We start from the raw sequence: 26260 nt of genomic DNA on the forward strand, positions 1-26260 counted from the left end.
TACCTGAGCAATACTACCTACGAGAAAGCGGCGAATTGCACCAAAGAAAAAACTAACTACTACGACCTTCAAAATAGAAACAAAGAACGATCTAAAGCAAATATAGCTGCCGGTCGTTTAACGGCTAATTCGGGTGGGTGGGGCATGGTACCTTTATATAAGAACTTCTCAAAAGAGGCAAAGGTATTCGAACCAAGTCCTGTTGAAACAACGCTGCTTTCAAAAGTTTCTTAAAGCAAGTAACAGTACGCTTCTATTTATCTACACATTGGCGAATAATTCATTGCCCTACATATAAGCCAACAACATCAGGGGCTTCAATATATATGGCATATACTTTTACCTACGTTTTTGGAAAATGGTAAAAAATTATGAAGGGAATAAAATATTTTTTTGTTGGGTTATTGATTATTATAGCTGGTAATGGTTTTGCGCAAGACTCTAAAGAAAGAGGTAATACAGATAAGTCTAATAACCGCACTGCAGGTAAACCCAAGAACACTGATAATAGGGTAAATACTGATAAGAAAACACCTGTTAAAATTATTGAATATATTCCAGGAACATGGACTATAGAACAGGTACTACGTGGTAAAGAAGATGTCACCGCCACGGATACATTAGCACAGAATCAACGACTGGAGTTTAACAGGGAAGGTCGATACTTAAGTTATTCTGGTCAGGAAAAGATCGATAGTGGTTCTTATCGCTTAAATGAACAACAGGCAGTTCTTTATCTTGAAAGTGAAGCTAACGATCGGCCTAGTGAATGGAATGTATGGTTTGATCCGGCTGGGACTATGACGTTGAAGATGCGCAGCGGTAGCGTACACGGAGAGAGCTTTAAATACATCTATCGCAGAGATGGAACTACGACTACATCGAATCGTTGATTCATTTTTCTGTATCTTATAAAGCGAAGGTCAGACTAAATGTCTGACCTTTCTATTTCCCGTATATTTCATTAAGAACTCCGGCAATTCGTACGCCAGCCTGTAAAATTCGCTGGCGCACAATCTTAAAATAAAGATAAGAATAACGAAATCCGAGCTTGCCAGTACCTATGTCATAGACCTGCTTTTCGTATGACTGGCTTTCCCTGGCCCAGTCACGAATACTGCTTTTCTGCCATGCTTTTAATTCTTCTTTTGAAGTTGTAATTACGGATTGACCAAGTTCCGTGTAACTCAATCTTGTTTCATCGATCATGTCACTATCCCACACGCGATGAAGATTACTGTCTGTACGAAACCACATGACTTTAACGTCATTACCTCCTTTATCATCTTTTCCACCTACATGCAGGGGCTGATGAATATCACCAATAAGGTGAATGAGAATTTTAATTCGCTCTTCCTGCTCAGCTTCAGAAAGCTTTTCGTTTTTTAATTCATTGATCACGCGGTCCAGGGTGGCGATCACATCTCCGTTGTTGTTCTTTTGAGATTCTTCATAAGTCTTACCAAAGGGAATTGTCACCCAATGCCAATCAGTCATGTAATCAAATGTAGAGTCGGAACGCACTTCGTCCATCCACGTGCTCACAATTGCCAGTGATTGGCCTTTTAATAACTTGTGGAGCTTCTTACGTGCTTTCTTGTTCAGATACTGTTCCGCTACCCAGCCTGTTGCACGATGTCCTGTTGCGCCCCATGGAAAGGCAGAGATGCAATACAGGCAGAGGATAATAAGCAATAGAAATTTTTTCATAGGTGCTTCTTAAGAAAGGCGCAATTTAAATCAATTGCTATTCAGTTCGTTAAGAAGGCTTTTTAATTTCAGCAAATGGTTGCCATATAAACTCTTTAGATACCAATTTGTAAACCAAGTGCTTAGAAAGAATAATAAGGCGGCCATTGCAACAAGGGAGAGTATTCTTTTTGGTTTCGAAATAATTTCAAAGAAATGATCTGAACCTGACTCTAACCCTACAAATAGTAGCCCGAGGCAGAAATACACAGGGTAGAGAACGGTATAGCTTCTTTTATAAAAAGAGAGGTAGCTTGTCAGGCTGTTTGTTAATCGTTCAAGGTTAGCCTTTAAATGATCATCCCCTTTATTAAAGGCGTTTAGCAATAGCAACTTTTTTATGTAGTAGAATGAGTATGCAACGAACAATACAAGAATTGAAACAGAAGTCCATTTCAATGCTCCACTTGGTAGCGTAAGGGCATAAGTTAATAAAGCAAGCCCCGAGATGAAAGTAAATGCTAGTTCAAACCACACGCTTCTTTTCAACTTGCCAACTATAGACTTACTGCTGCCCCTAAGCATAGAAGCTAATTCTGCTTCATCTTTGGGTTGAAATCCAGATCGGTTCTTTTGCCATATATCCTTTAACTCTTCTAGCTCCATGGTTCTTTACTCATAATTTTACGTAGTTTTTCCCGCACTCTGTTCATTCTTACACGCACGTTGTTTTGTGTAATACCAATCGTTTCAGCTATTTCTTCATACGGAATTTCTTCCAAAGCCATCATGATCATTGCTCTTTCTATTTCAGACAGCTGAAGTATAGCCGATTGAAGTTTTTGGAAATCATCTTCCTGCTCGTCGCCAGAGTGCTCAGAAATGTTAAAATGAATTTCCTGAAGGTCTTCTGTTTTAATATGCCTGGTCTGCCTCCTATAGCCTGAGATAGCTGTGTTTAATGCTATGCGATACATCCAGGTGGTAATTTTAGCTTCGCCTCTGAAGGTGGGAAACGACTTCCAAAGTTGAAGTACAATTTCCTGAAATAAATCATTGCGCGCATCCGGATCCTGCTCATACATAAAGCAGACCTTATGAACTAACCCCTGGTGTTCATTTATTAGGTTAATGAATTTTTTCTCTTCCTCAGTCACTATCCAAGAAGATACTGTAATGATTAGTCGAAGGTAGGCAAAGATTATTACATGAGAAAAGGAAGAAAGTGGTTGGTGTTGGAAATAACACCAACCACAGGTGGGGTATTATAGGCTTTTGAGATAAAGATGCAGGGCTTTTAATTCTACATCAGTATATGCTTTTGTCATTGTCCATGGCATTTCCTGAGGTTTTAAATGTTTATTTTCTGGCGTAATTCCTGTTCTTAATGTCTGTATAAATTGATCAGTAGTCCATCTGGCAGCGTTGCCCGTCGGGCTGATATCAGCTACTATTGGAAAGCCAGGAGCCACCGCTTCGCCACCCTTCATCGTTTTTTTATGGCAACCTTCGCATGCAACAGAAAGGTATTTGCCAAATTCAATAGAAACTTCAGGTTTTATTTCTTTTGCAAGCATCCTGCTATGATCAATTTTTTCTGCAGGAAACAGCGGAAATTTATCCAGGTCTGTAAGTATCCGGCCAACCGGGCCAAGCTTATGTTGAGGGAATTCTCTGTCAACATTAGGTAGCTGAGCGCAATACGCTATAATCGCGCCCATATCTTGTTCTGTTAAGAATGTATACTCCTGAGAGGGCATAAAGAGAAGTGGTTTGCCATCTCTCCGAAGACCATGTTTTAAAGCACGCACCCAATCATTGATATTGTAGTCCGGAGGTAACCCACCTTTGCCCTTTGTTAGGTTAGTTCCGATTAAAAGGCCTATAGCAGGATCATCGATAAAAACTTTCCCTCCCATATCAGTGCCATGGCAATCATTACATCCTTTTGTGGTAACTAACCGCTTACCATGCTCAAGTATTGCAGAGTCAGCATGAATGGTTAATTGCTGTGGCGATACTTCAAAAATCTTATTTCTTCTGTTCTCTGTGTTCAAGTACGCTTTCACATATATGCCAATTGCAATAACAACTACTACTCCGATTGTAATTCCAATGATTTTAAAGATTCTTTTCAACATACTGAGGTTAAGATTAAAGATTCTGGTAATAATACGTGAGAACCTTATCGATGTAATTACGTATAACGGAGCATTTTGTACGTGAAAAGGAATATGAGTAAATGCTTTAATCTCAACTATCCTGATATGATGGAGGGCCAAGATAATTCTGCCTCTGTATTAAATGAGTTTTCTGAATGGAGGATTAGTCAAACACTATGGGGAAGTTATTCTGAAAGAAGCTATCAAAGTTCCTGGTTTAAAATAAATGAGTTGAAGACAGCCTTTATTAATGAATGTAAGATTGCTGCTGTCTACGAACCCCTTCCCAGTGTTGTTAACTTTTGTCTTCCTTTAACAGGATATATAGGAACACAATTTAAGCATAAGAACCTAACGCTGGAATTAGCGAATGGCAATTATCATAACATCTATTCGCCTGCGTGTGAATATGAACTATTGATTAAAAAGGAAGTCCATGGGATTCATATTGAAATCGACCTGAAATACTTCATCGGCTTGCTGAATGATACAGAGCATTGGTCATCAGAACTTAAGAGTAAGATAGGGGGAAGAGATTTTTACTATACCGGTAAATTTAATTCCCCTGAAATAAAAAATCTTCTGATCGAGATTATCAATACTCCTTTGCAAGGAAGTATTAAAAAGTTATTTGTTGAAGCGAAGATGATGGAGCTTCTTTCATTTCAGTTTTCTCATTTACTCAATCACGCATCACAATCGTCGTCTGTAAGTAGGACAGACAGAGAGCTGGGAGAAGCAGTGAAACAATACCTGTCGAAAACCTTTTCCAGTGATCATTCTCTACAGGCACTTGCCAGGCAGTTTGTAACCAACGAATTCAGGTTAAAGAAAGTATTTAAAGCAGTAAATGGAGTTACGGTTTTTGAATTCATCTTTAACGAAAAAATGAATTATGCAAGGCACCTAATGCTGGATAAAAATATGCTTGTGCGCGAGGCAGCGAGTGCGGTAGGATATAAAAATCCCAATCACTTTTCAACTGCCTTTAAACGCAAATTCGGAGTTAACCCAATGCTTATAAAGAAGTAAACTTATTTACGCTGTTTCTCTGATTGCTTTTCAAGATTGAAAAGCTCATGTAGCATTTCAGAAAGGGATTCTGCATCACCGCGTTTACATGCAGCCTTCAATTGAAGTACAGGATACTTCAGAATTTTCTGCATCAGAGATTTGCTCATCTCTTCCAGCTTTTCAGCTTCAGCTTCATTTGCATTCTTAAGAAAACGTGCTAACTCTTCTTTGCGGATTTGTTCCAAAGAATTCTTAAGCTTTTGTATGGTAGGAGAAACAACCATCTCTTTAGACCATTCTTCAAATTCAGCAATAGCATCATGTATAATTGCCTGAACTTTAGGAATTGAAGCTTTTCTTTTCTCAACAGCTTCATTTGTTTTTTCCTGAATATCATCCAGGTTATATACAATAGCTCCTGGTATCTCTTCAATAGAAGGCTCTATACTTCTCGGTATAGATAAATCTATAAAGAATTTATGGGAAAGAATTTTGATGTCCTTTAATAAGGCAAGGTTGATTAAAGGTTCAGTTCCTGAAACAGAACTGATGATCACATCTGCCTTTTGTATTTCTTCTTTAAGTGTATCAAGTGTGTTAAATACAAAACCACATTTTTGCGCAAGCCTTTCAGCTTTTTCAGATGTTCTGTTAAGAATTGTCACATTAGTGACCCTTGAATTTACAAGGTTAAGACAAACATCCTGGCCAATTTCACCAACACCAACTACAAGCACTTTAGGAGCAACCAGGCCTGCTGTAAGATCTTCTGCCAGCTCTTTTGCGGCATACGAAATAGAAGCAGCTCCATCGCGGAAAGCAGTTTCCTGTACAACGCGTTTGTTGCTAAAGAAAATGGCGTGAAGGAGACGGTGTAAAAACGGTCCCGCCATATTTTCATCGGCAGTCCATTGATATGCATTTTTCACCTGCCCTGAGATTTGTAAATCTCCCACCACCTGCGCGTCAAGACCAATTGCAACTTCAAAAAGGTGCTGAACTGCAGCTTTTCCTTCAAATTTTGCAAAATACGCTTGAAAACCAGGTTCTAAATCCTTTATCAAGGCCAATCCTTTGAAAATCTCATCAGAAAGATCCTTTTCAGCACTATAATATATCTCGGTGCGATTACAGGTAGAAACAACCAATACATCAGTTGCACTCGTAAAATCCCTCAAAAAATTAAGCAAACGCTTGGCAGCCGCCTCATTCAGCGATACTTGCTCTCGTATTTCAAGTGGAGCAGTTTTATAGGTAAGCGCTAAAGATTTAAAATTGTTTGTCATTTCGGACTACAAAAGTAAAACGCAGTCAAGATTAGTACATGATAAATATCAGTTTAAACTTAATTTAGAATCAGTTTAAATAATAGATCATGTCGGTTCTTACAGATTACCAAATACGCCTTTATTTAGTTCGCCTGCTACCAAATTAATAATTTAGCCCTTTAAAAGAATCGGTTGAAATTATTGGGTTCGTCCAATTTGAAGGAATACCTGATATTGAGGTTATGAACGATCAACCATTTTGTAACCTGGTGTTTAGAGAATTATCTATTTTACAAATTTAACCCGCTGTATATGTTATGAATGAGGTCAAAAGATGGATCTCCAACTGGTTAGGGTTCTCCAGAACTGAAGTCAATGGTTTTCTGATCCTCGTTCCTTTGATGATCATTCTTATCTTTTCCGAGCCTGTCTACAGGTGGTGGAGGAACAAGGAGCCTCATGATTTTTCCAAAGATGAACGACAATTAGATAGCCTCGTAGCTATATTAAAAACTCCAAAGGCTTTCGCCGATACATCAAATGCAGCTAGCCTTGCAAACTCACCTTTTGCATTCAATCCAAATAAAGCACCAACTGAAGTGCTCCAACGCCTGGGTTTTTCGAAGACCTTGTCGAAGCGTATTGCAGTCTATCGCCAAAAGGGCGGTGTTTTTCGGGTAAAGTCGGATCTGTTGAAAATCTACGGCATGGATTCTACGTTATATAACCAGCTATATGCCTTTATCTTACTACCAGAAGTAATTAAACGGGAAGAAAAGCGATCTGAATCTTTTAATACTGTTAGCAAAAAGTCTTTTAATAAGTTCGATATAAACACTGCAGATACAACACAATTAAAGACAATATATGGCATCGGTTCAAAGCTCGCCATTCGCATTATCAAATTCAGAGATGCGCTTGGGGGATTTAATTCCAAACTGCAATACAAGGAAGTGTATGGATTAGATAGCGCAGTTGTAAACGAGTTAACTAAACATGCTTTTATAACTGAGAACTTTCAACCAAGGCAAATTGATATAAATGCAGCAGACGAGGAAACACTTTCTTCCCATCCCTATATCAGAAGAAAGCTGGCTAAAATAATAATTGCATACAGATATCAGCATGGTGAATTCAATTTTACGGATGACATCAGAAAGCTTTCGGTGATAAAGCCTGAGGAGGCTGATAGACTAATACCCTATTTAAAAGTAAATTAAGAAGTACAACTTTATATAATGGATACGACAAGCCAGTCGAAGAACATACTAAGAACTTACCTGCGAAGACTTACAAATCTTTCGGGTAATAATCGGTCACTATTCCTTTTGAAACTATATGCAGATCAGCTTATTGATCTTCATGAATTCAATCAGCTTAATGGTTTCAGGTCTTTCGATATTATTAATTCGTTAATAGGAGGGAAGGACTTTCGGTTATGCCCTGTTCTCGACAGCAGGATGGAGGATAGTAATGATACCAGCGCGAAGTTGAAAAAGCTTCAGCGGACAGATCGGTTCTTGTTTGAAGAACGAGGCTCTAATGATTTGCATGTGGGATGGCCTTTTCTCCGGGGTAAATTTTCTGATGGTACACCGGTGCGGTGCCCACTTTTGTTTTTCCCTGTAACACTTGTTCAGGAGAATAACTCTTGGTATTTGCATCTAAGGCAGCAGGCAGGTATCACTTTAAATAAATCTTTTTTACTCGCCTATTCCTTCTACAATAAAGTTAAACTTGACGAAGAGTTACTTGAAACTATCTTCGAGGAGTTTAATGCAGATAGTACTGTTTTTAGAACAGAGTTATATCAGCTTTTAAAAGATAAGATTGAAATTAACTTCAACGCAGACAACTTCAGAGATGAACTGGTAAGCTTTAAGCCTTTTAAGAAATCAGAGTTTGAAAGCCAACACAAGAATGGCGAAATTAAGCTATACCCTGAAGCAGTGCTTGGAATCTTTCCGCAAGCGGGGTCGCAGTTAGTTCCTGACTATCTCCACCTGATAGAGAATGATTCATATCAGGACCTTGAACAATTCTTCCTCGATAAGGTTGATCAACCTGAACAGGAAACCCCTATATCATCCGATATTAAGGAAGAGAAAATTTATACGCCCTTTACATTGGATGCCTACCAGGAGGAGGCTATTAAAACAGTAAAACGAGGTAACTCTATTGTTGTACAAGGGCCTCCCGGTACTGGTAAATCCCAACTAATTTGTAACCTGATGGCTGATGCTATTGCATCTGGAAAACGAGCATTGTTGGTTTGCCAAAAACGAGCCGCGCTCGATGTTGTCTACAACCGGCTAAAGTCTAAAGAGCTTGGAGACTTTGTAGGTCTCGTTCACGATTTCCGAAATGAGCGTAAGAACATCTTCGCCAGAATAGCACGGCAGATCGAGAGTATAGAAGATTATCAGAGCAACAACAGGAGTATTGATGTTATTCAAACTGAGCGTCGGTTCCTTCAGGTATGCAGGATGATCGATCAGATTACCGAAGAACTTGAACAATTTAAAAAAGCTTTGTTTGATGATAAAGAATCAGGACTGAGCATAAAAGAACTTTATCTCACATCAGATCTTAATGGCCCGACTATCAATGTAAGACAAGAATATCGTGATTTGTCTTTCTCTGTACTACCGGAATACCTGCGAAAACTCAAGACGTATAATGGTTATGCCAAAACATTTGAAGTTGATGACTACTTATGGCGAGATCGGAAGTCGTTCGCTAATTACACGCTTTCTGACCTTAAGCAGATAGAAAAGGCAGTACTGGATGTCAATCCCTACCAACGCCAACTAAATGATAGAATTCAGGCGCTTATTCCTGTTAAGCTTAATATTGAGGAATGTGAGGCCCTCTACGCCCGTGAATCAGAGATTCTGGCAATGATTGCTCTTCTTAAGAATGACATTGTCTATCGATACTTTGATGCAATGGCTGAAGAAACAGAAGATGAAACTAGCTTACTGTGGTTTACCAATGTAGAGCGAATGGTTCTCAACTGTTTTGAGATAGAAGGGGTAGAAGCTACGTTGCCACCCGATCAACTGGTGCCTTTTATGGAAGCACTGAAGCAGCGCACGGATGCAAAAGGTAATTTCATTAAACGAATTAAATGGGAGCTTACGTCTAAGAACAAAGTTTGGCTTAAGCGCGTACTGGTTGCCAACAACTTGTCTTATAGTAATGAGGGGCTTGCTGTGCTTGAGCAGAGGCTCGATAACAGACTTAATGTTGAGCATCACTTCACATCAATACGGCAGAAAAGCTGGATCCTGGATCTTCCGGATGATTATGACCTTTCGAAATTAAAAACATGGTTTACCAGACAAAAGCTTGCCATACGGGCAAAAGTTGTGTTGGCCTCATTGCGCGAGGTAAAGAAGTTTGTAAATATTAAAAAGTACGATCGGAGTGAATTTATTGATCTGTTCAAAAGCCTTCTTCAAATACTGGAAGAGGTGCCAGCGAGAAAAGAATCGTGGCTGAATTATCTTTCAGTCTCACAGGTACGAAAACTCATCTATGACGAAACTATTGACACAGAAATGGTGAGGGTGCTTAAGAAAGACTTCGACAGCCTTTGTGATTTCGACAGGCTCAAGGATTCTATGGTTGAGTATGAGAAAAGTATCCTCAATCGCTTACACGAAAGCATAGGTTCGTGGGATTATGAAAAGCAGGAGGCATTGCTTCAGAATAGTCTAAGGCTATGTTGGATTGAACATATAGAAGCGAAGTTCCCTTACTTACGTGCTGTTTCTTCTATGAAGATGGAAGAGCAACAAAAGGAATTATTGTCACTGGTTGAAGAGAAGCAGAAGTTAAGCCATGATATTCTCTTGCTAAGGGCGAGGGAGCGTGTATATGAAAATATCGAATATAATAGGCTAAATAACCGTGTTACTTATCGTGACTTATACCACCAGGTAACTAAGAAAAAGAAGGTTTGGCCGCTGAGAAAGGTACTGTCAGATTATCCTAACGAGGTATTCAGAGTAATGCCTTGCTGGATGGCATCTCCTGAATCTGTATCTGCAATTTTTCCTATGGCAGAAGTTTTTGACCTGATCATTTTCGATGAGGCATCTCAATGTTTTGCTGAACGTGGAGTGCCCGCAATGTATAGAGGTAAGCAGATAGTCATTGCTGGTGACGATAAGCAGTTAAAGCCTAATGAACTATACCAAGTACGGTGGGACGAAGAAAGTGAACATCCCGATCTTGAAGTCGACTCACTTCTAGATATGGCTAAACGATATTTACCAACGGCCCATTTACAAGGCCACTATAGAAGCCAGTCGCTTGAGCTTATCGATTTTTCTAACAAGCACTTTTATGAAGGACGTTTACGTCTCTTGCCAGACAGGCATGTTCTTAACGAACAGCAGCCCGGAATTGAGTATCACAACGTAGGAGGTGTTTGGGAAAATAATACCAACAGGCTAGAGGCAGAGACCGTTGTAAAACGAGTGGTCGAACTCATCAGGCAAAATCCGAAGAAGGAAATTGGTATTGTTACTTTTAATGCGCCACAACAGGTTCTTATTATGGATTTGTTTGAAGAAGCATGTGCTAAAGAAGGGTTGTCTGTTCCCGCATCATTGTTCATCAAGAATATTGAGAACGTTCAGGGAGATGAGAAAGATATTATCATATTCTCTGTTGGTTATGCGAAGGATAAGAACAATAAGTTGAAGATGCAGTTTGGAAGTTTAAGCCTATCGGGAGGTGAGAATCGCTTAAACGTAGCAGTAACCCGGGCACGAGAAAAAATCATATTGATCTGCAGTATTGCTCCTGAAGAACTCAAAACAGAAGATCTGAAAAACGAAGGTCCAAGGTTATTACGAAAATACCTTGAGTTTGCCAGAGATGTACATGAACAACAATTCCAGCCTCATATAGAAGAGGTTGTAAAGAAGCCTTCATCGTGGTTCCTGAATGCGCAGCTAAAGCAATGGGGCGAAAACAAATTCAACAACCTTCAATTCGAAACAGGCACGCTACCGTTAGCTGACCTCCATTTCAAGAAAGAAGGTCAGCATTTGGGTATTGTTGTTACCGACGACACCAGGTATTTTTCCAGTGTATCTGTCAAAGATTCATTTGCTTACGTGCCATCCTTATTTGCCCAAAAGAATTGGGAATATCATATGGTGTTTAGCAGGAATTTATGGCAGGACAGGGAGCGTGTAGAAGATGGCTTGTTAAAGTTTATTGGTACCCGTGTTCAGCATGTTTTAAATTAGAACGGATAGTTAACCTGGGGTGAGCGAACAATCAGCTCAGGTTTTTCTTTCCCGTTTTTACCATTGTGGTTACCATTTCTGTAGTAGCAATTGAGAATTGAGTCCATTTTTAATTGGCCCAGCGCTATCTGTTTGGCTTTTTCCTGTACAGGCTTCTCAAGTATTTCAAACAATGGCTGTTCAACAGCAAGAAGCTTAGGAAAAGCACTTAATAGCTTCTCGTCCCAGATGTTGTAATAGCGTACGAGATCATCAGGATAGACTACCGTTCTGTTAGAACCAGGTTCGGGGAGTACCTCGAAAGGTTCTTCTACGTTAAGGTATCCATAATCGTCGGTTAACTCTTCACCAGGCTGGATGTCCCTTATTGCTATTTCAAATTCATATGCAGTAGTAATGCAGTTTGAATTAGCGCTATGGTTAACAAACCTCGCGGAGTCCCAACAGAGAACATAATTTCCCTGAGGATTCCGATAAGTATACTTATCGATAATCTGTCGGTACACCGGCTGCATTTTTTCAATGTCTGCAGGAGTAAAGATTCTGTCGAGTTTGTCGAGTGCCCAGGTAATAGTGCCCTTTGGGATTAATTTAGTGGCTACTACACCGTAGCCAATTTTGTCGTTAATGAAACGGACCTCTGTATGAGGATGAAGCATATTAGCTTTTAGGAATTTTTCATCAAATTAATATAAAGTTATTGTTATTAGCGATAAAAAATCGACTAAAAAAAGAAGCCAGGTGTTTCCACCTGACTTCAACTAAACAACCAGACGCCTCAAAATCTTACCTTGCGTTCACAGATGCGTACGAAGGCACGGTTTTGACGGTCTTTATAATCCTAGCTGCTACTTTGTAAGGATCAGCGGCAGAGTTTGGTCTGCGATCTTCCAGCCATCCCTTCCATCCGTTTTCAACGGTGGCAATAGGAATTCTGATAGATGCACCGCGATCTGATACTCCGTAGGAGAACTTATCAATAGATTGGGTTTCGTGCTTACCTGTTAAGCGCAGGTGGTTATCAGCACCGTATACTTCAATATGCTCCTTCACTACAGGTGCAAAAGCTTTACATACAGTATCGTAGATATCTTTAGAGCCTGCTGTTCTTAGCAACGAATTAGAGAAGTTAGCATGCATTCCTGAGCCATTCCAGTCGGTAGCTCCCAGCGGCTTGCAATGCCAGTTAATAGAAATACCATATTTCTCGGCAGTTCTTTCAAGAAGGTAGCGGGCTACCCATACCTGATCCCCTGCAGCTTTAGCACCTTTTGCGAACACCTGGAATTCCCATTGTCCGGTAGCAACCTCGGCGTTGATGCCTTCTACGTTAATACCAGCGGCAAGGCAAAGGTCAAGATGTTCTTCAACAATCTCACGACCAAAAGCATTTTTAGCGCCTACCGAGCAGTAATACGGTCCCTGAGGTGCAGGGTATCCTGAAGAAGGGAAACCGAGTGGCTTATTTGTTTCCGGGTTCCATAAGAAATACTCTTGTTCGAAACCAAACCAGAAGTCATTATCATCATCATCAATAGTAGCGCGTCCATTCGAAGGATGAGGTGTTCCATCCGGACTTAATACCTCGCTCATAACAAGGAAAGCATCTTTACGTCCTGGATCGGGGAACAGCGCTACTGGCTTAAGTAAACAATCAGAAGATCCACCTGGCGCCTGCTCTGTTGAGCTACCATCGAATGACCACATAGGGCAATCATCCAGGGTACCAGTAAAATCTTTTACGATTTTTGTTTTGCTGCGAAGGCTTTGTGTTGGTTTGTAACCATCGAGCCAGATGTACTCAAGTTTTGTTTTTTTAGACATACAATTTGACGTTAAAGGTTGTTAGTAATTATGTTTAGTTATTGGTTTTAAAATTTATAAACTGCGGCGAGTGTTAAGGATGTCATTGATTTCTTGGCGTCTCCATCCTTACTCACAAATGAATCCTCGGAAGTCATGTCTATTCTTGCCTCAGGGATTAATGTGAGAGCACCTACTTTATAATTTGCTGAGAGTGTTAATGCAGTTACACTGCCGTTACCCTCATCATCTAATCCGAATATTTCCAGGTGGCCTTTTTGAACACTGAAATACTCTGCTCTTAGTCCAAGTCCGAAAGCATCGGATATTGTTAATCGTGGATACAGTGCTACGCCAAAGAATGATGTGGCATCAGCATCAATATCTTCAATGTCTCCTCCTGCAGTAAATTGTTCGCCGGAAGCCATGCTCTGCAACGATGTATTAATACCTAGATAGAATTTCTCACCCAGGTTCCATCCTGAAGTAAGGTCAATTTGAAAAAGACTACCCGTTGAGGTATCTAACGTGCCATCAAAATCATCTTCGTCAAGTGTTCCGTCCTGATCTCCGTAAAGAACATTTAACCAGACACCACCTGCATCATTTGTATAACCTAATTGACCTCCCAGGGTGTAAGTGTTTACGGCGTTGAATTCAACAATGTCAGTAGGGTTCATTACAGCCAGTTTAGCAACTATGCCACCACCTAGGTTAAAGTCTGCGCGTAGGCCCGTGTGGCTGAAAGGTCCGTAAGAAAACAAGTAAGAGGTAGAGTAGTTAAAGTTTATGGCAGGGGAGATAACTTCATAGCCAAGAAAGGTGTTGAACTGCCCAAGGTTAAAAGTTACTTTGTCAGACAACTTGTAGTAAGCATACATCTGGTTAATGATGCGTTGATTTGTGTATGATACCGGGTGGAAAACGGCGTCTTTTCCTCTGGGACCAAAAACAAGATCAGCAACAAATCCAGACTTCTCACCACTGTAAGAGGCTATAAGATTAGCCATACCAAGACCAAAGCCTTTTAAGTTAGAGAAGGCAGTAGAAGGGGCATAACCGCCTATCGCTGCATTTTCAGTTCCAAGTGCAGTGCGCGCGTAAGTATCGATGGAGCCTGATAGCGTAAAGGTTGCAGTGGTATCCTGAGCAAAAGAGTTAGAAATTCCTGCTAAAGAAATGACAATTAAAAGTACTGGTAACGATGATTTCATATGTAGGGTGTTTTGGTGAGTAATGCAGATCCTTGGGTTATGGTCTCGTTCACCCTTAGGTACTTTTTTGTTAATTTATTTTCTGTTTTTTTATGTCTGCCTCAGCGCCTTTTAAGGACGACCCGAGGCAGACGATAAAAGAAATCTTTAGATAGTATCTTTAGCGGTAGATAAATCAAAAGGATATAAGTTCTCTCCATGTTGGCTGTAATCCTGGCCTACTTTGTATTCTTCAGGAGATACTTTAAGTGTTGAAATAAGATCTGTTAGTTTAAGGATAATCAATGATCCGATGAATGAATAAGCAACTACTACTACAAGAGCAATCATATGTGCTGTGAATAGCGCAGTTTCACCAAAGAATAGTCCATTGCCTGTTGTGTTGGCACCATTTACAGCAGTGTTAGCAAGAAGTGCAGTCATTATCATACCTACGGCCCCACCTACACCATGGCAAGGGAATACGTCTAATGTATCTTCCAACGAAGTTTTTGTTTTCCAATGAACTACCACGCTACTGATAAGAGAGGCAACTGTTCCGATGAAAAGACTTGAAGGAATAGTAACAAAGCCTGCTGCGGGTGTAATGGCAACAAGACCTACAACAGCACCGATACAAAATCCAAGAGCAGAAGGTTTTTTACCACGCACAGCGTCAAACAATACCCAGCAAAGACCTGCTGCAGCAGAAGCTGTGTTTGTAGTTGCAAAAGCAGAGGCAGCTAACGGACCAGCGCTTAAAGCACTCCCTGCGTTAAATCCAAACCATCCAAACCACAGTAAACCTGTTCCCAAAAGAACGAAAGGAATGTTAGCAGGAGCGATATGTGTTTTTTGTTCATTTTTATTTCTTAAGAAGATAGAAGCAGCAAGGGCAGCAAAGCCAGCTGACATATGTACTACTGTACCACCGGCAAAGTCAAGAACACCAAGCTTAAAGAAGAAACCTTCTGGGTGCCAGGTCATGTGTGCCAATGGAGCATAGATTAGCAATGAGAAAAGAACTATAAATACCAGGTACGATTTGAATTTAATACGTTCTGCAAATGTCCCTGTAATCAATGCAGGTGTTATAATGGCAAACTTTAATTGAAAGAATGCGAACAGAACAAGCGGAATAGTACCCATTAACGGAGCATCAAGTACGTTTTGGAACATAAAATACGTTCTTGGATCGCCAATAAAGCCTCCAATATCATCGCCAAAAGCAAGGCTAAAACCTACGAATATCCAAACCACGCTTATTACACCCATAGCAATAAAGCTTTGAAGCATAGTTGAAATAATGTTTTTAGTGTCTATCATTCCACCATAGAAATAGGCAAGGCCAGGAGTCATAAGAAGGACCAGGGCGCTGGCTGTCAACATCCAGGCTACATCGCCGGAGTTAATGCCTTCCGTGATGATGGCTGTTGGCACAGCAGGTATAAAAAGTGCCAGCACACTAACCGCCAGGAGGATAGCGAAAGGTACAATTGCTTTGTTCATAGGTTGTTTAGTTTAGGGTTAAAATTAAGTGATGTGTCTGTTATTTTGATGTAAATTTTTCACAAAGAGGGTAAAAAATGAACCTCTTTACAAAAAAAATCTACGGAATCGTTGTAGTTAGGGTTAATTTTTAATTAGAAGTGGTATTTGTTGAATAGAATTTTAAAATTTTCAATTTGACGAAATATAATTCCATGCACGTCCTTCTTTCGTAGATCAAATTTTGTGTGTCTGTGTGTGTTTTTAACTTTATTTTGTTTGTAATGATTTTATAATGTCGGTTCCGGTAAGCCTTTTTACCCTTCATATCGACTTTCTTACCATTTTAGCGGTGCTTTGTTAGGTTTGTTATTCAAATTCCCGCATATGAAAAAAATGTTACTGTTACTCTTTTGCGTCACCGCGATTAATAGTCTTGGGCAGATAAAGAAGGCTCCTGAAGTTAAAGAAGGTGAAGGACCCTATACTCAATTAATTATTAGGGGAGTAATGCTAATCGATGGGACAGGAGCCCCTCCTGTTGGACCTACAGACATTGTTGTAAGGAATAACAAGATTGAAAAGATACAAGTAGTAGGGTACCCAGGTGTAGCTATTAGTGCTGAAAGACGCCCACGGCTGGAGGCAGGAGGAAGGGAACTGAATTGCGAGGGTATGTATCTGATGCCGGGTTTTGTAGATATGCATGGCCACATTGGAGGGAGTCAGGCACCGGATGCTGAATATGTGTTTAAGCTTTGGATGGGGCATGGCATTACAACGGTACGTGATCCTTCTGCGGGTAACGGCCTTGATTGGGTGTTGGATCAAAAGCAGAAGAGCAACAAAAATCTGATCACTGCGCCGCGAATACTGGCCTATACTGCCTTTGGCCAGGGAAGTGAAACCTCCATAACTACAGCCGAGCAGGCAAGGCAATGGGTGCAGGACAATGCAAAGAAAGGTGCGGATGGAATTAAGTTCTTCGGTGCTTCGCCCGAAGTGATGGAGGCGGCACTTAAAAGAAATAAAGAACTAGGCCTGCGATCAGCATGTCATCATGCGCAACTTGGTGTTGCACGATGGAATGTTCTTAAATCCGCGAAAGCTGGATTAACATCTATGGAGCATTGGTATGGTTTGCCTGAGGCGATGCTGGCTAACGGAACACTTCAGAATTTCAGACCTGATTATAATTATCAGAATGAACAACATCGGTTTAGCGAAGCCGGAAAGCTCTGGGAGCAGGCCGCCCCTCCATATTCAGAACCTTGGTATAAAGTGATGGACGAATTAATAGCACTTGATTTTACCATCGATCCTACCTTTAATATCTATGAAGCGAGCCGTGACTTACATCGGGCAAGAAGAGCCGAATGGCATGAAGACTACACCTTGCCAAAACTCTGGGCATTTTATCAACCAAGTAAAATATCTCATGGATCGTACTGGCATTATTGGGGAACTGAAGAAGAAGTACAATGGAAAAAGAACTACCAGTTATGGATGACTTTCGTGAATGAATACAAAAACAGGGGAGGACGGGTAACTGCCGGGTCTGACTCCGGGTTTATCTTCCAATTATATGGCTTTGCTTATATAAGAGAGCTTGAGCTGTTGCGCGAAGCCGGGTTTAGTCCTTTGGAAGTTATTCGCTCCGCTACGCTTTATGGAGCACAGGCTTTAGGAAGAGAAAAGGAAATAGGCTCTGTTGAAGTAGGCAAGCTTGCTGACTTTGTTATTGTCGAAGAAAATCCATTAGCAAATTTTCAGGTGCTATATGGTAACGGGGCTATTAAGCTCACAGATGATAACAAAGTAGTACGTGTTGGTGGGGTGAAGTATACTGTTAAAGACGGCATTATTTACGATGCAAAGAAATTACTCGCAGATGTACGGCGAATTGTAAGTGAAGAGAAGACTAAAGCAGGTTTTGTTTTAAAACAACCCGGGGTTGAATAAATAATATTAGTAAACCGCTAGACTTGATCCAGTGGTTTACGCCTGTTTTCTTTTACTTGCTTAAAATGGGTTGGTGTTAATCCCGTTACTTTTTTAAATTGATTAGAAAGGTGCTGGATGCTGCTGTAACCCGTTTTGTATGCTATCTCACTTAATGAAAGTTCATCGTACACGATGAGTTCTTTCACAAGTTCAATTTTTTGATGGATAAAATACTGTTCAATGGTAGTGCCCTCTATCGAAGAGAACAGTGAGCTCAGGTAGTTGTAGTCTTTTCCCAGCTGTTCAGCTAGGTACACAGACAATTTTAGCTTTCTACTCTCATCGCTATTTCTTACAAAATCGATAACCGATGTTTTAATGCTTGAAATAATCTTGGATGTTTTGTCTTCAATTAATTCAAAGCCAATCGTCTCAATATCTTCTTTAAACTTACTCAGTTGCTCTGTGTTTAGAGGTTGAGCCAGTTCTACTTCACCAAGTTCTACAGAAGTGTAAGGAAGTGCATTCTTATCCAATACTTGCTGCACCGCCATTTTACAGCGATCGCAGACCATATTTTTTATATAAAGCGTTTTGTTATCCATTTTGATGGTTACCAATCCAGCCTAGATGGGTATTGTGAAAATTATCGGCGTATTTAAGTCCATACCCGAACATTCTATCCATCGAGCTGTGTCCAAATAATAACAACCCCACGAACTGTAAAGGTTCAGAAGCCAGGTATAAACCAAGAATATAAATCGCGATAGCAATGCCTTTGTGATGAAACAAATTATAAAAGAAGGCGCCTGTTTTGGCATTAACCGCATAGGCAACAAATGATAAATCTGGTACCAGTAGCCACGCCCAAAAAAGCCACCATTTATATGGCAGAAGGGAGGTCAGGTAAATTGACAGGAGAAACATAAAGGCCTCTTCAAAACGAAGCAGATTTTTCATAACACGTAACAAAATAGGTCTCAATTTAACACAATATCAGCTATTATATGTGGCTATTAAGACAGGCCCAACTAAAAACATAATTGTAAAGCTTTAACATTACGACCAGTTTGTAGAATACAATACATCCCAAATACAGCTTGATATCGGGTAGAATGGATAGAAGGTTCGATGTAGGTTCCATGTAGGTTCGATGTAGGTTCGACAAAAAGGCGTTTTCTCGATCCTACGGCGTATTTACATCGAATTTACATTGTTTCTACGATGAATTTAGCCCGAAACACCGATGTTATCGTATTGGTTAAGCCAGTATGGTGCTTTTGGTGTTGTGGTGTCGATCTACTTAAAATACTTTTTCCACCACCATTGAAATACGATCAGTGCCCAGATTCTGGCATGAACATCACCTGGGTTGGAAGAAAAGAGTTGTTGTTTTAGCTTTTGGATTTCGGAAAGGGAGAAGATTCCTTGTGATTCAATAAATTCTTTAGAAAGCAGATCATCCAAAATTAACGACCGCATTTCGCGTTTGAACCATTTTAGCAAAGGAACTTCAAACCCTTTCTTTGGTCGATTGTATAATTCTTTTGGAAGTAAATCCCGATAGGTATCCTGCAGGATGCGCTTGCGGATTTTATCGTTGATCTTGTAATGTGATGGTAACGTGAAGATGAAATTGACGAGTTCGTAGTCAAGAAAGGGGACACGAACTTCAAGACCATTAGCCATGCTCATGAGGTCAACTTTCGTAAGCATATCATTGGATAAAACCACCTCCATGTCGGTCATCAGGATATCGTTGATGGTATGCTTATCGCCAAGGTGTCTTAATAGTTCTGATTTGCGTGTGTTATAAAGCTGTTGATCTAGATGTTGCCTTGAAGTTTCACTGAGTAAAGTTTCAACATTTGATTCGGTGGCATAACTTGCCCACCGCCAGTAGCGTTCTGGTGTTGATAGCCTTGCGCCTTCTCCAAACCTTACGAGCTGTCGCGCAACGTTCGATAAGGGATTACTTCTTGACTGAGGCATTAGTTTCCATAAAGGTAATAATGATTCTATTGCCTTTTCTTTAACGCCTTTGTTGATCAACCGGTGAAAGGCTGCGTGTTTGTTGTAGCCTGCAAGTAGTTCGTCCGCACCATCGCCTGATAGTGCTACGGTTGCGTGTTTTCTCGTTTCCTTGCTTAAGATGTAAACGTTAATGGCTGAAGAATCAGCAAAGGGTTCATCGATGTAATTGAGAATATTATTTACATGCGCATACAAGTCGTTGTTGGTGAGGGAGAATACGGTATGTTCAGTATTAAAATGCTTGGCTACTAATCTTGCATAGTCTGTTTCATCAAAAAACTTTTCGTCTTTGAATCCGATAGAAAATGTATGAAGATCTGGTTTGTGTTTGCTTGCTAATCCTGTAATGATGGAGGAATCAATACCACCACTAAGAAATGCTCCTACAGGCACATCGGCAACAAGCCTTCGCTGAACAGCAGTTTCAAGCAGCTTGCTTATTTTTGCTTTTGCATCGTTGTAGGAAATGTTGTTGCTTTCTGAAGTATCACTGTTGTAAGGGATCTTGTACCATTGGGCAACGGTAAGCTTTCTGTTTTTTACGGTGATGTAATGACCAGGGAGGAGTTTTTTTACATTTTCAAAGATGGTATCAGGCGCAGGTATATAATTTAGCTGAAGATATGTATAGAGCGAGCTGTAGTCAAGCTTCTTTTCAATGCCATAGTGTAGTATAGTTTTCATCTCTGACGAGAAGATGAACTTGTCTTCATCAAACAGGTACAGTAGTGGTTTTATGCCGTAACGATCGCGGGCAACAAAAAAACTTTGCTCTTGCTTATCATAAATACAGAAAGCAAAAAAGCCATTCAGTTTATGAAGGCACTTTTCTTTTTGATGGATATAAAGTTTAAGAAGTACTTCGGTGTCTGAATGTGAGGTGAACGTTATTCCTTTTGCTTCAAGTTCTTTCCGTAATTCGGCATAGTTAAAGATCTCGCCGTTAAAGACGATGCAATATCTTTTAGTTTCGTCCCACATAGGTTGATGTGCCTCAGATGAGGTATCGATAATGGAAAGTCTTCTGTGTCCTAATCCAACAAATTCATCAAAGTAAGTATCCTGATGGTCAGGACCTCGCCTTTCAAGGGAGATAGTAGCAGCAGTAATGTGAATTTTGTTGAACTTCCCGACAAGGTTAAAAGCGAAGATTCCGGTTATGCCACACATTCTTTAGAAGATGAATATGCAAGTTAACCACTTTAGGGAGAAGTATTGGGTGGCGTAAGGAATAAGGACTTTATATAAAAAATGAAGCTGTCTCAAAAGTCCGCCGTCTTTGCGATCGCGATAAAATCGGGAGGGCAATCTCCTGACAGGATTAAAACCTGATGAGGATGGTAGCTTCGCCCACAATGACGGTACCTATTAACTTTGAGACAGTCTCCTTTATGGTGATATACTTATAATGATGCTTACAAGTTTTTGATCTTGATATTACGGAACCACGCTTCGGTGCCGTGATCCTGAAAATCGATATGACCTTTTTGGGCCATACCATAGCCGGCGGCATCTTTCCATTTGCTTCCTGCCTTTCTTTGCTTCCAATCGTCAGATCCTAATTCATATTCAAACAATTGAACGCCATTAAGCCAATGCTGTACCTTATTGCCTGTAACTACAATCTTTGAATTATTCCATTCGCCTACAGGATTTATTGGCTTGCCTGTCGGCGCAGCATGCATATCATAATTTGATCCGGTAGTTTGTGTGTCTCTTACCTCATTCGGATAACCCTTGTCATCAATAACCTGATATTCCGGACCTGATAGATAGGGTTCGTTAAACTCTTCGGTTACCCGATACATTACACCACTGTTCCCCTTTTCGGCAATCTTCCAATCAAAAGAGAGTTCAAAATTTTCATATTGATTAACAGTCATAAGATCTGCACGCTTTGTAGCTGCTGCCGCTGGTTTGCAATGCAAGGTTCCATCAACCACTTCCCATGAATCATTTTCCTTGCCCTTATAAAAGCGCCATCCTTCGGTATCCTTTCCATTAAACAGAAGTTCCCATCCTTCTGCTACCTGTTCTTCTGTAAGTTGATTGGGTATCATACCTGCTACTGGTGTTTCGGGTGAAGCAATTGCAGAGGAGTCAGTTTCTGGTTTAGATTCTTGTTTTGTCGACTGGCAAGCAGCAAAAAAGAATAATGCTACGATAATCTTGTTTTTGATCATGTTTGAATAGGCATTTTGGTTACAGGGTGAATTTAGATAATTGTAATTACTTTAAAAGCCTTCTGCAAACTATTAAAAAATCTTCCCCGGATTTAAAATCCCGTGGGGATCAAAAGCCTTCTTAATACCACGCATTACGTTGAGGTTGGCCTCGCGCATTGCGATGTGCATATAAGGTTTTTTGGCAATGCCGACGCCATGTTCTCCTGAAAGAGTTCCTCCCAGGCTTACTGTTAACTTGAATATTTCGCCAATGCCCTCATTGATTTTTGTATTCCAATCTTCATCGCTGATCTGCTCTTTCATTACATTGACATGCAGGTTACCATCACCAATGTGTCCATAGCACACGGAGTTGAAGCCGTACCGCTTGCCAATTTCTTTAATACCTACAATTAGTTGTGGCAGGTTGGCGCGGGGCACAACCACATCTTCAGCCTTGGTTAGAGAGTATGCATTTACTGCAGGAGAAATGTTCTTTCTGATCTTCCATAGTTCTTCTTTTTGTGCATCACTATCTGCAAACAGGATTTCTCCTACTTGAAATTTTTCAACTACATTCATTACACGCTCTGCATCCCGCATCAAGATTTCATCGTCGTTGCCATCCAGCTCGCAGAGTAAGTAAGCATCCATGTTCTCAGGGAACGGCGTTGTTACCTTGGCAGCATATATCTTCTCGCAGTAGTCAATGGTTTTCATAGCAGCCTCTCTTTCGAAGAACTCCAGCCCGGAAGGACTAACACCTGCCCTGAAAATCTCTGCTATAGCCTTACATGCCTCTTCATTTGTAATAAAAGGCATTAATAACAGTACTGATTTTTGTGGAATGCCTCTTAGCTTGAAAACTATCTTTGTAATTATTCCCAATGTTCCTTCGCTACCACACATTAATTGTGTGAGGTTATAACCTGTAGAGTTCTTTAACACGTTGGCGCCTGTCCATATCACATCTCCCGTGGGCAATACCACTTCGAGGTTTAAAACATAGTCACGGGTTACCCCGTATTTAACTGCCTTTGGGCCACCACTGTTTTCGGAGACATTTCCTCCAATAAAGCAGGATCCACGACTTGCAGGATCAGGAGGATAGAATAGTCCTCTTTCTCTAACCGCTTTTTGAAATACTTCTGTAATTACACCAGGTTCTACCGTGGCCTGTAGATTTAACTCATCAATATGCAGGATACGATTAAAGCGTTCCATTGAAAGCACTACACCCTGATGGATAGGCAGTGCGCCACCACTCAATCCAGTGCCTCCGCCTCTCGGCGTAACAGGGATCACCAGCTCATTGCAAATTTTCATGATCTGGCTCACTTCCTCTGTTGAGCCTGGCTTTAGAACTATTTCAGGTAAGAAAGAATAATCTTCTGTTTCATCGTGTCCGTAATCCAGTCTTTTTTCTTTGTCTGTGATTACGTTCTCTTTGCCGACAATGGCTTCGAAGCGGCCAATGATGTCGACGCTTACTTCTGTAAATGGCATGAATCTGGTATATTTACCCTTAATTACTTTTTTAAATAATGAAGCTATTTTTTGAATACAAAATTAGTGAAAAGCTTCCTCGTCACCTTGTACTGCTGTTAACTGTTTTTTTGTTTTCGTGTGCATCTGCCAAAAAGGCGAACATTCGTGATGAGAAGGTAGAAAGGGTTATTCACACAGCGCGAACGTATGTAGGAACTCCTTACAGGTATGGGGGAACAACAAGATCAGGTATGGATTGCTCGGGGTTGCTGTTAAATTCATTTAAAGCCATTAAATTAGATCTTCCCCGGAGTTCAGAAGCACAAAGTAAAATAGGTGTTGAGGTTAAGATGAAAGATCTACAACCAGGAGACCTTGTGTTCTTTGCAACAGGGAAAAAGAAACGAAAAATTACACACGTAGGGCTAGTAACGGAGCGTGATGGTCGAAATAACATTAAATTTATTCATGCTTCTTCTTCACTTGGTGTAGTTGAAACTAATATTGAGGCAGAATATTATCAGAAAAGATTTAGAGGCGCACGAAGAGTAATTGACTGAGTCCTGCTTTTGTAATGAATAACCTAAACCTGATATATGGCATCTCGACGAGAGTTTATTAAGCTTTCTGCTTTAAGTGCATCATCATTATTAACAACAAGAAACGCTTCGGGGGGAATTCAAGGAGATAAACCTATCGTTCTTTCAACCTGGAATTTCGGACTACAGGCAAATGTAGAAGCATGGAAAGTCCTCTCGAAAGGAGGCAGGGCTTTAGATGCTGTAGAAGCAGGCGCTAAAGTGCCCGAGGCCGATCCAAAAGAAACTTCCGTTGGCTATGGCGGATTGCCTGATCGTGATGGTTTTGTTACGCTCGACGCCTGTATTATGGATGAGCATGGCAATTGTGGTTCAGTAGCATTTCTTGAACACATCATGCATCCGATATCTGTTGCAAGAGCAGTAATGGAGAAGACCCCTCATGTTATGTTGGTAGGAGACGGGGCGCTGCAATTTGCCCTTTCGCAGGGATTCAAGAAAAAGAAATTACTTACACCTGAATCAGAAAAGGCCTGGAAGGAATGGACTAAAAAATCGGAGTACAAGCCAATCATCAACATAGAAAACCATGATACCATTGGCATTATTGCTCTCGATGCTCAGGGAAATCTTTCAGGGGCATGCACTACCAGCGGAATGGCTTATAAGATGCATGGTCGAGTTGGAGATTCCCCCATCATTGGAGCAGGGCTTTATGTAGACAATGAAATTGGTGCGGCAACCTCTACAGGATTAGGTGAGGAGGTAATAAGAATAGTTGGATGCCATCTTGTTGTTGAGTTAATGAGGCAGGGGCATGCACCTGAAGAGGCATGCAAGCTGGCAGTAGAACGCATCCTCAAGAAAAATCCTTCAAAAGCTAAAGACATACAAGTAGGATTTCTTGCCCTAAATAAAAACGGTGAGTACGGCGCGTATTGTCTTCAAAAGGGATTTACTTTTGCCGTGCACAACAATGGAGGTAACAACCTTTATCACTCAAAAAGCAATTTTTAATTGAAAGAAGCTTATTAAAAATGACAGTAGAAATCGTTGTTTACAATATAGAATCTGCACTTAAAGCACAGGAGGGGGGAGCAGACAGAATTGAGCTGTGTGAAAATCCTGGTGAAGGAGGAACAACACCTTCTTACGGGACGATAGAGCTTGTAAGACAAAATTTAAGTATTGATGTCTTTGTAATGATACGTCCGCGCGGGGGAGACTTCGCTTATTCTAATTACGAATTTCACGCTATGAAACGTGATATTTCTCAATGTCAGAAATTGAGTGTTGACGGTGTGGTATTTGGAATATTGAATCCTGATGGTACCATTGATAAAAAACGATGTAAAGAGTTAATAGATAAAGCAAGACCATTAAAAGTCACTTGTCACCGTGCTTTTGATATGGCTCGCGATCCGTTTGAGGCGCTGGAAGACTGTATTGAAGTAGGCTTCGATAGAATTCTTACCGCTGGACAGCAAACACAGGCTTTAAAAGGCGCTGATCTTATTGCAGAACTGATAAAGAAAGCCAATGGAAGGATTGCTATTATGCCCGGTTCGGGTGTGAATGAAAATACAGTTGAAGAGATTGTAAAGAAGACGGGCGCCAAGGAAATACATTTTAGTGCGACGACTTTTAAGGCAAGTCCGATGCAGTACCGTAATGAGGCCATTGCTGGTATGGGATCTGATGAAGGTGCTGAGTTTAAGTTAAGAGTTGTTGATCCGGAACGTGTAAAGAAAACGCGGGCGTTAGCAGAATCAGTAAAATCTTTGACAGTATAATGTAATTAAAATTATATTTGCAGCTTGAGAAGGGGATTGGCTCGCTGTCTAGAGTGTCCCGATAGCTATCGGGAACGTCATTGAGCCAGTTGTAGTAGAATAAGAAACAAGGGGGATTAGCTCAGCTGGCTAGAGCGTCCCGATGGAAATCGGGAAGGTCATCAAGTCAGTTGAAGAAGAATAAGAAACAAGGGGGATTAGCTCAGCTGGCTAGAGCGTCCCGATGGAAATCGGGAAGGTCATCAAGTCAGTTGAAGAAGAATAAGAAACAAGGGGGATTAGCTCAGCTGGCTAGAGCGCTTCCATGGCATGGAAGAGGTCATCGGTTCGACTCCGATATTCTCCACGAAGGGTCTGCAATCGCAGGCCCTTTTCGTTTGATGTCATATTTTGTATACATATTATACAGTGAG

General features: G+C 40.7%; 23 protein-coding genes and 1 tRNA gene. 10 read left to right on the plus strand and 14 right to left on the minus strand.

Annotated features, from left to right (window positions below):
* Positions 1-234, plus strand: a 234-nt coding sequence (locus tag KK060_RS21480; RefSeq protein WP_254156263.1) for a hypothetical protein, incomplete at its 5' end; no start/stop codon positions are given.
* A gap of 137 nt (positions 235-371) precedes the next feature.
* Entirely contained in the window at positions 372-893 is a 522-nt protein-coding gene (locus KK060_RS21485; RefSeq protein ID WP_254156265.1) for a hypothetical protein, read from the plus strand.
* A gap of 52 nt (positions 894-945) precedes the next feature.
* On the opposite strand, the gene KK060_RS21490 is transcribed toward KK060_RS21485, so the two are convergent.
* From KK060_RS21490 to KK060_RS21505, 4 genes are all read right to left on the minus strand, one after another.
* The gene (locus KK060_RS21490) at positions 946-1710 is read right to left on the minus strand and encodes a S1/P1 nuclease (RefSeq protein ID WP_254156268.1); all 765 of its coding nucleotides are present in this window, start codon (positions 1708-1710) and stop codon (positions 946-948) included.
* Between the two features lie 30 nt (positions 1711-1740).
* Positions 1741-2355: a hypothetical protein gene (locus KK060_RS21495; RefSeq protein ID WP_254156270.1), complete on the minus strand. Its 615-nt coding sequence runs from the start codon at positions 2353-2355 to the stop codon at positions 1741-1743.
* Positions 2346-2846 carry an RNA polymerase sigma factor gene (locus tag KK060_RS21500; protein WP_367397530.1) on the minus strand — a complete coding sequence of 167 codons (501 nt, stop codon included), beginning with the start codon at positions 2844-2846 and terminating at the stop codon, positions 2346-2348. The genes KK060_RS21495 and KK060_RS21500 overlap by 10 nt, the downstream gene beginning before the upstream one ends.
* Before the next feature lie 108 nt (positions 2847-2954).
* Positions 2955-3830 carry a c-type cytochrome gene (locus KK060_RS21505; RefSeq protein ID WP_254156275.1) on the minus strand — a complete coding sequence of 292 codons (876 nt, stop codon included), beginning with the start codon at positions 3828-3830 and terminating at the stop codon, positions 2955-2957.
* A 93-nt stretch (positions 3831-3923) separates the two neighbouring features.
* On the opposite strand from KK060_RS21505, the gene KK060_RS21510 reads away from it, so the two are divergent.
* Complete coding sequence (locus KK060_RS21510) at positions 3924-4883, plus strand: helix-turn-helix transcriptional regulator (RefSeq protein WP_254156277.1); 960 nt, start codon at positions 3924-3926, stop codon at positions 4881-4883.
* Positions 4884-4885: 2 nt separating this feature from the next.
* On the opposite strand, the gene hemA is transcribed toward KK060_RS21510, so the two are convergent.
* Positions 4886-6151, minus strand: coding sequence for a glutamyl-tRNA reductase (gene hemA, locus KK060_RS21515; protein ID WP_254156279.1), 1266 nt, complete (start codon positions 6149-6151; stop codon positions 4886-4888).
* Between the two features lie 299 nt (positions 6152-6450).
* Between hemA and KK060_RS21520 the strand changes: the two genes are divergently transcribed.
* Positions 6451-7353, plus strand: a complete 903-nt coding sequence (locus KK060_RS21520) for a ComEA family DNA-binding protein (RefSeq protein ID WP_254156288.1) — start codon at positions 6451-6453, stop codon at positions 7351-7353.
* An 18-nt stretch (positions 7354-7371) separates the two neighbouring features.
* Positions 7372-11400 (plus strand): AAA domain-containing protein, encoded by a 4029-nt coding sequence (locus KK060_RS21525; RefSeq protein ID WP_254156290.1) that lies wholly within the window; start codon positions 7372-7374, stop codon positions 11398-11400.
* On the opposite strand, the gene KK060_RS21530 is transcribed toward KK060_RS21525, so the two are convergent.
* From KK060_RS21530 to KK060_RS21545, 4 genes are all read right to left on the minus strand, one after another.
* Positions 11397-12059 carry an SET domain-containing protein gene (locus tag KK060_RS21530; protein WP_254156292.1) on the minus strand — a complete coding sequence of 221 codons (663 nt, stop codon included), beginning with the start codon at positions 12057-12059 and terminating at the stop codon, positions 11397-11399. The genes KK060_RS21525 and KK060_RS21530 overlap by 4 nt on opposite strands.
* A gap of 127 nt (positions 12060-12186) precedes the next feature.
* Entirely contained in the window at positions 12187-13224 is a 1038-nt protein-coding gene (locus tag KK060_RS21535) for a glutamine synthetase beta-grasp domain-containing protein (protein ID WP_254156294.1), read from the minus strand.
* Positions 13225-13271: 47 nt separating this feature from the next.
* Positions 13272-14417 (minus strand): outer membrane beta-barrel protein, encoded by a 1146-nt coding sequence (locus tag KK060_RS21540; RefSeq protein WP_254156296.1) that lies wholly within the window; start codon positions 14415-14417, stop codon positions 13272-13274.
* 147 nt (positions 14418-14564) lie between these two features.
* Positions 14565-15905, minus strand: a complete 1341-nt coding sequence (locus KK060_RS21545) for an ammonium transporter (protein ID WP_254156303.1) — start codon at positions 15903-15905, stop codon at positions 14565-14567.
* 366 nt (positions 15906-16271) lie between these two features.
* Here KK060_RS21545 and KK060_RS21550 point away from each other — a divergent pair, with 366 nt between their 5' ends.
* Positions 16272-17846 (plus strand): amidohydrolase family protein, encoded by a 1575-nt coding sequence (locus tag KK060_RS21550; RefSeq protein WP_254156311.1) that lies wholly within the window; start codon positions 16272-16274, stop codon positions 17844-17846.
* Between the two features lie 17 nt (positions 17847-17863).
* On the opposite strand, the gene KK060_RS21555 is transcribed toward KK060_RS21550, so the two are convergent.
* The 5 genes from KK060_RS21555 to KK060_RS21575 all read right to left on the minus strand — a co-directional run bounded on the left by KK060_RS21555 (position 17864) and on the right by KK060_RS21575 (position 23533).
* Positions 17864-18433, minus strand: coding sequence for a helix-turn-helix domain-containing protein (locus KK060_RS21555; protein ID WP_254156319.1), 570 nt, complete (start codon positions 18431-18433; stop codon positions 17864-17866).
* Positions 18426-18788: a DUF4260 domain-containing protein gene (locus tag KK060_RS21560; RefSeq protein ID WP_254156320.1), complete on the minus strand. Its 363-nt coding sequence runs from the start codon at positions 18786-18788 to the stop codon at positions 18426-18428. The genes KK060_RS21555 and KK060_RS21560 overlap by 8 nt, the downstream gene beginning before the upstream one ends.
* A gap of 339 nt (positions 18789-19127) precedes the next feature.
* On the minus strand, positions 19128-21032 hold the full coding sequence (gene asnB, locus KK060_RS21565; RefSeq protein ID WP_254156322.1) for an asparagine synthase (glutamine-hydrolyzing): 1905 nt from the start codon (positions 21030-21032) through the stop codon (positions 19128-19130).
* Positions 21033-21277: 245 nt separating this feature from the next.
* Positions 21278-22045 carry a 3-keto-disaccharide hydrolase gene (locus KK060_RS21570; RefSeq protein WP_254156324.1) on the minus strand — a complete coding sequence of 256 codons (768 nt, stop codon included), beginning with the start codon at positions 22043-22045 and terminating at the stop codon, positions 21278-21280.
* A gap of 72 nt (positions 22046-22117) precedes the next feature.
* A complete protein-coding gene (locus KK060_RS21575; RefSeq protein WP_254156326.1) occupies positions 22118-23533 on the minus strand; it encodes an FAD-binding oxidoreductase in 1416 nt (471 codons plus the stop codon).
* A gap of 38 nt (positions 23534-23571) precedes the next feature.
* On the opposite strand from KK060_RS21575, the gene KK060_RS21580 reads away from it, so the two are divergent.
* The 4 genes from KK060_RS21580 (at position 23572) to KK060_RS21595 (ending at position 26193) form a co-directional block, all read left to right on the plus strand.
* Positions 23572-24075 carry a C40 family peptidase gene (locus KK060_RS21580; protein ID WP_254156335.1) on the plus strand — a complete coding sequence of 168 codons (504 nt, stop codon included), beginning with the start codon at positions 23572-23574 and terminating at the stop codon, positions 24073-24075.
* Positions 24076-24111: 36 nt separating this feature from the next.
* On the plus strand, positions 24112-25071 hold the full coding sequence (locus tag KK060_RS21585) for an isoaspartyl peptidase/L-asparaginase family protein (protein ID WP_254156337.1): 960 nt from the start codon (positions 24112-24114) through the stop codon (positions 25069-25071).
* Between the two features lie 20 nt (positions 25072-25091).
* Entirely contained in the window at positions 25092-25847 is a 756-nt protein-coding gene (locus KK060_RS21590) for a copper homeostasis protein CutC (RefSeq protein ID WP_254156339.1), read from the plus strand.
* Between the two features lie 272 nt (positions 25848-26119).
* Positions 26120-26193 (plus strand) — tRNA-Ala (locus tag KK060_RS21595).
* The last annotated feature ends 67 nt before the right edge of the window (positions 26194-26260 follow it).

This window comes from Chryseosolibacter indicum (genome assembly GCF_018598585.1).
Classification (GTDB): domain Bacteria; phylum Bacteroidota; class Bacteroidia; order Cytophagales; family Cyclobacteriaceae; genus Chryseosolibacter; species Chryseosolibacter indicus.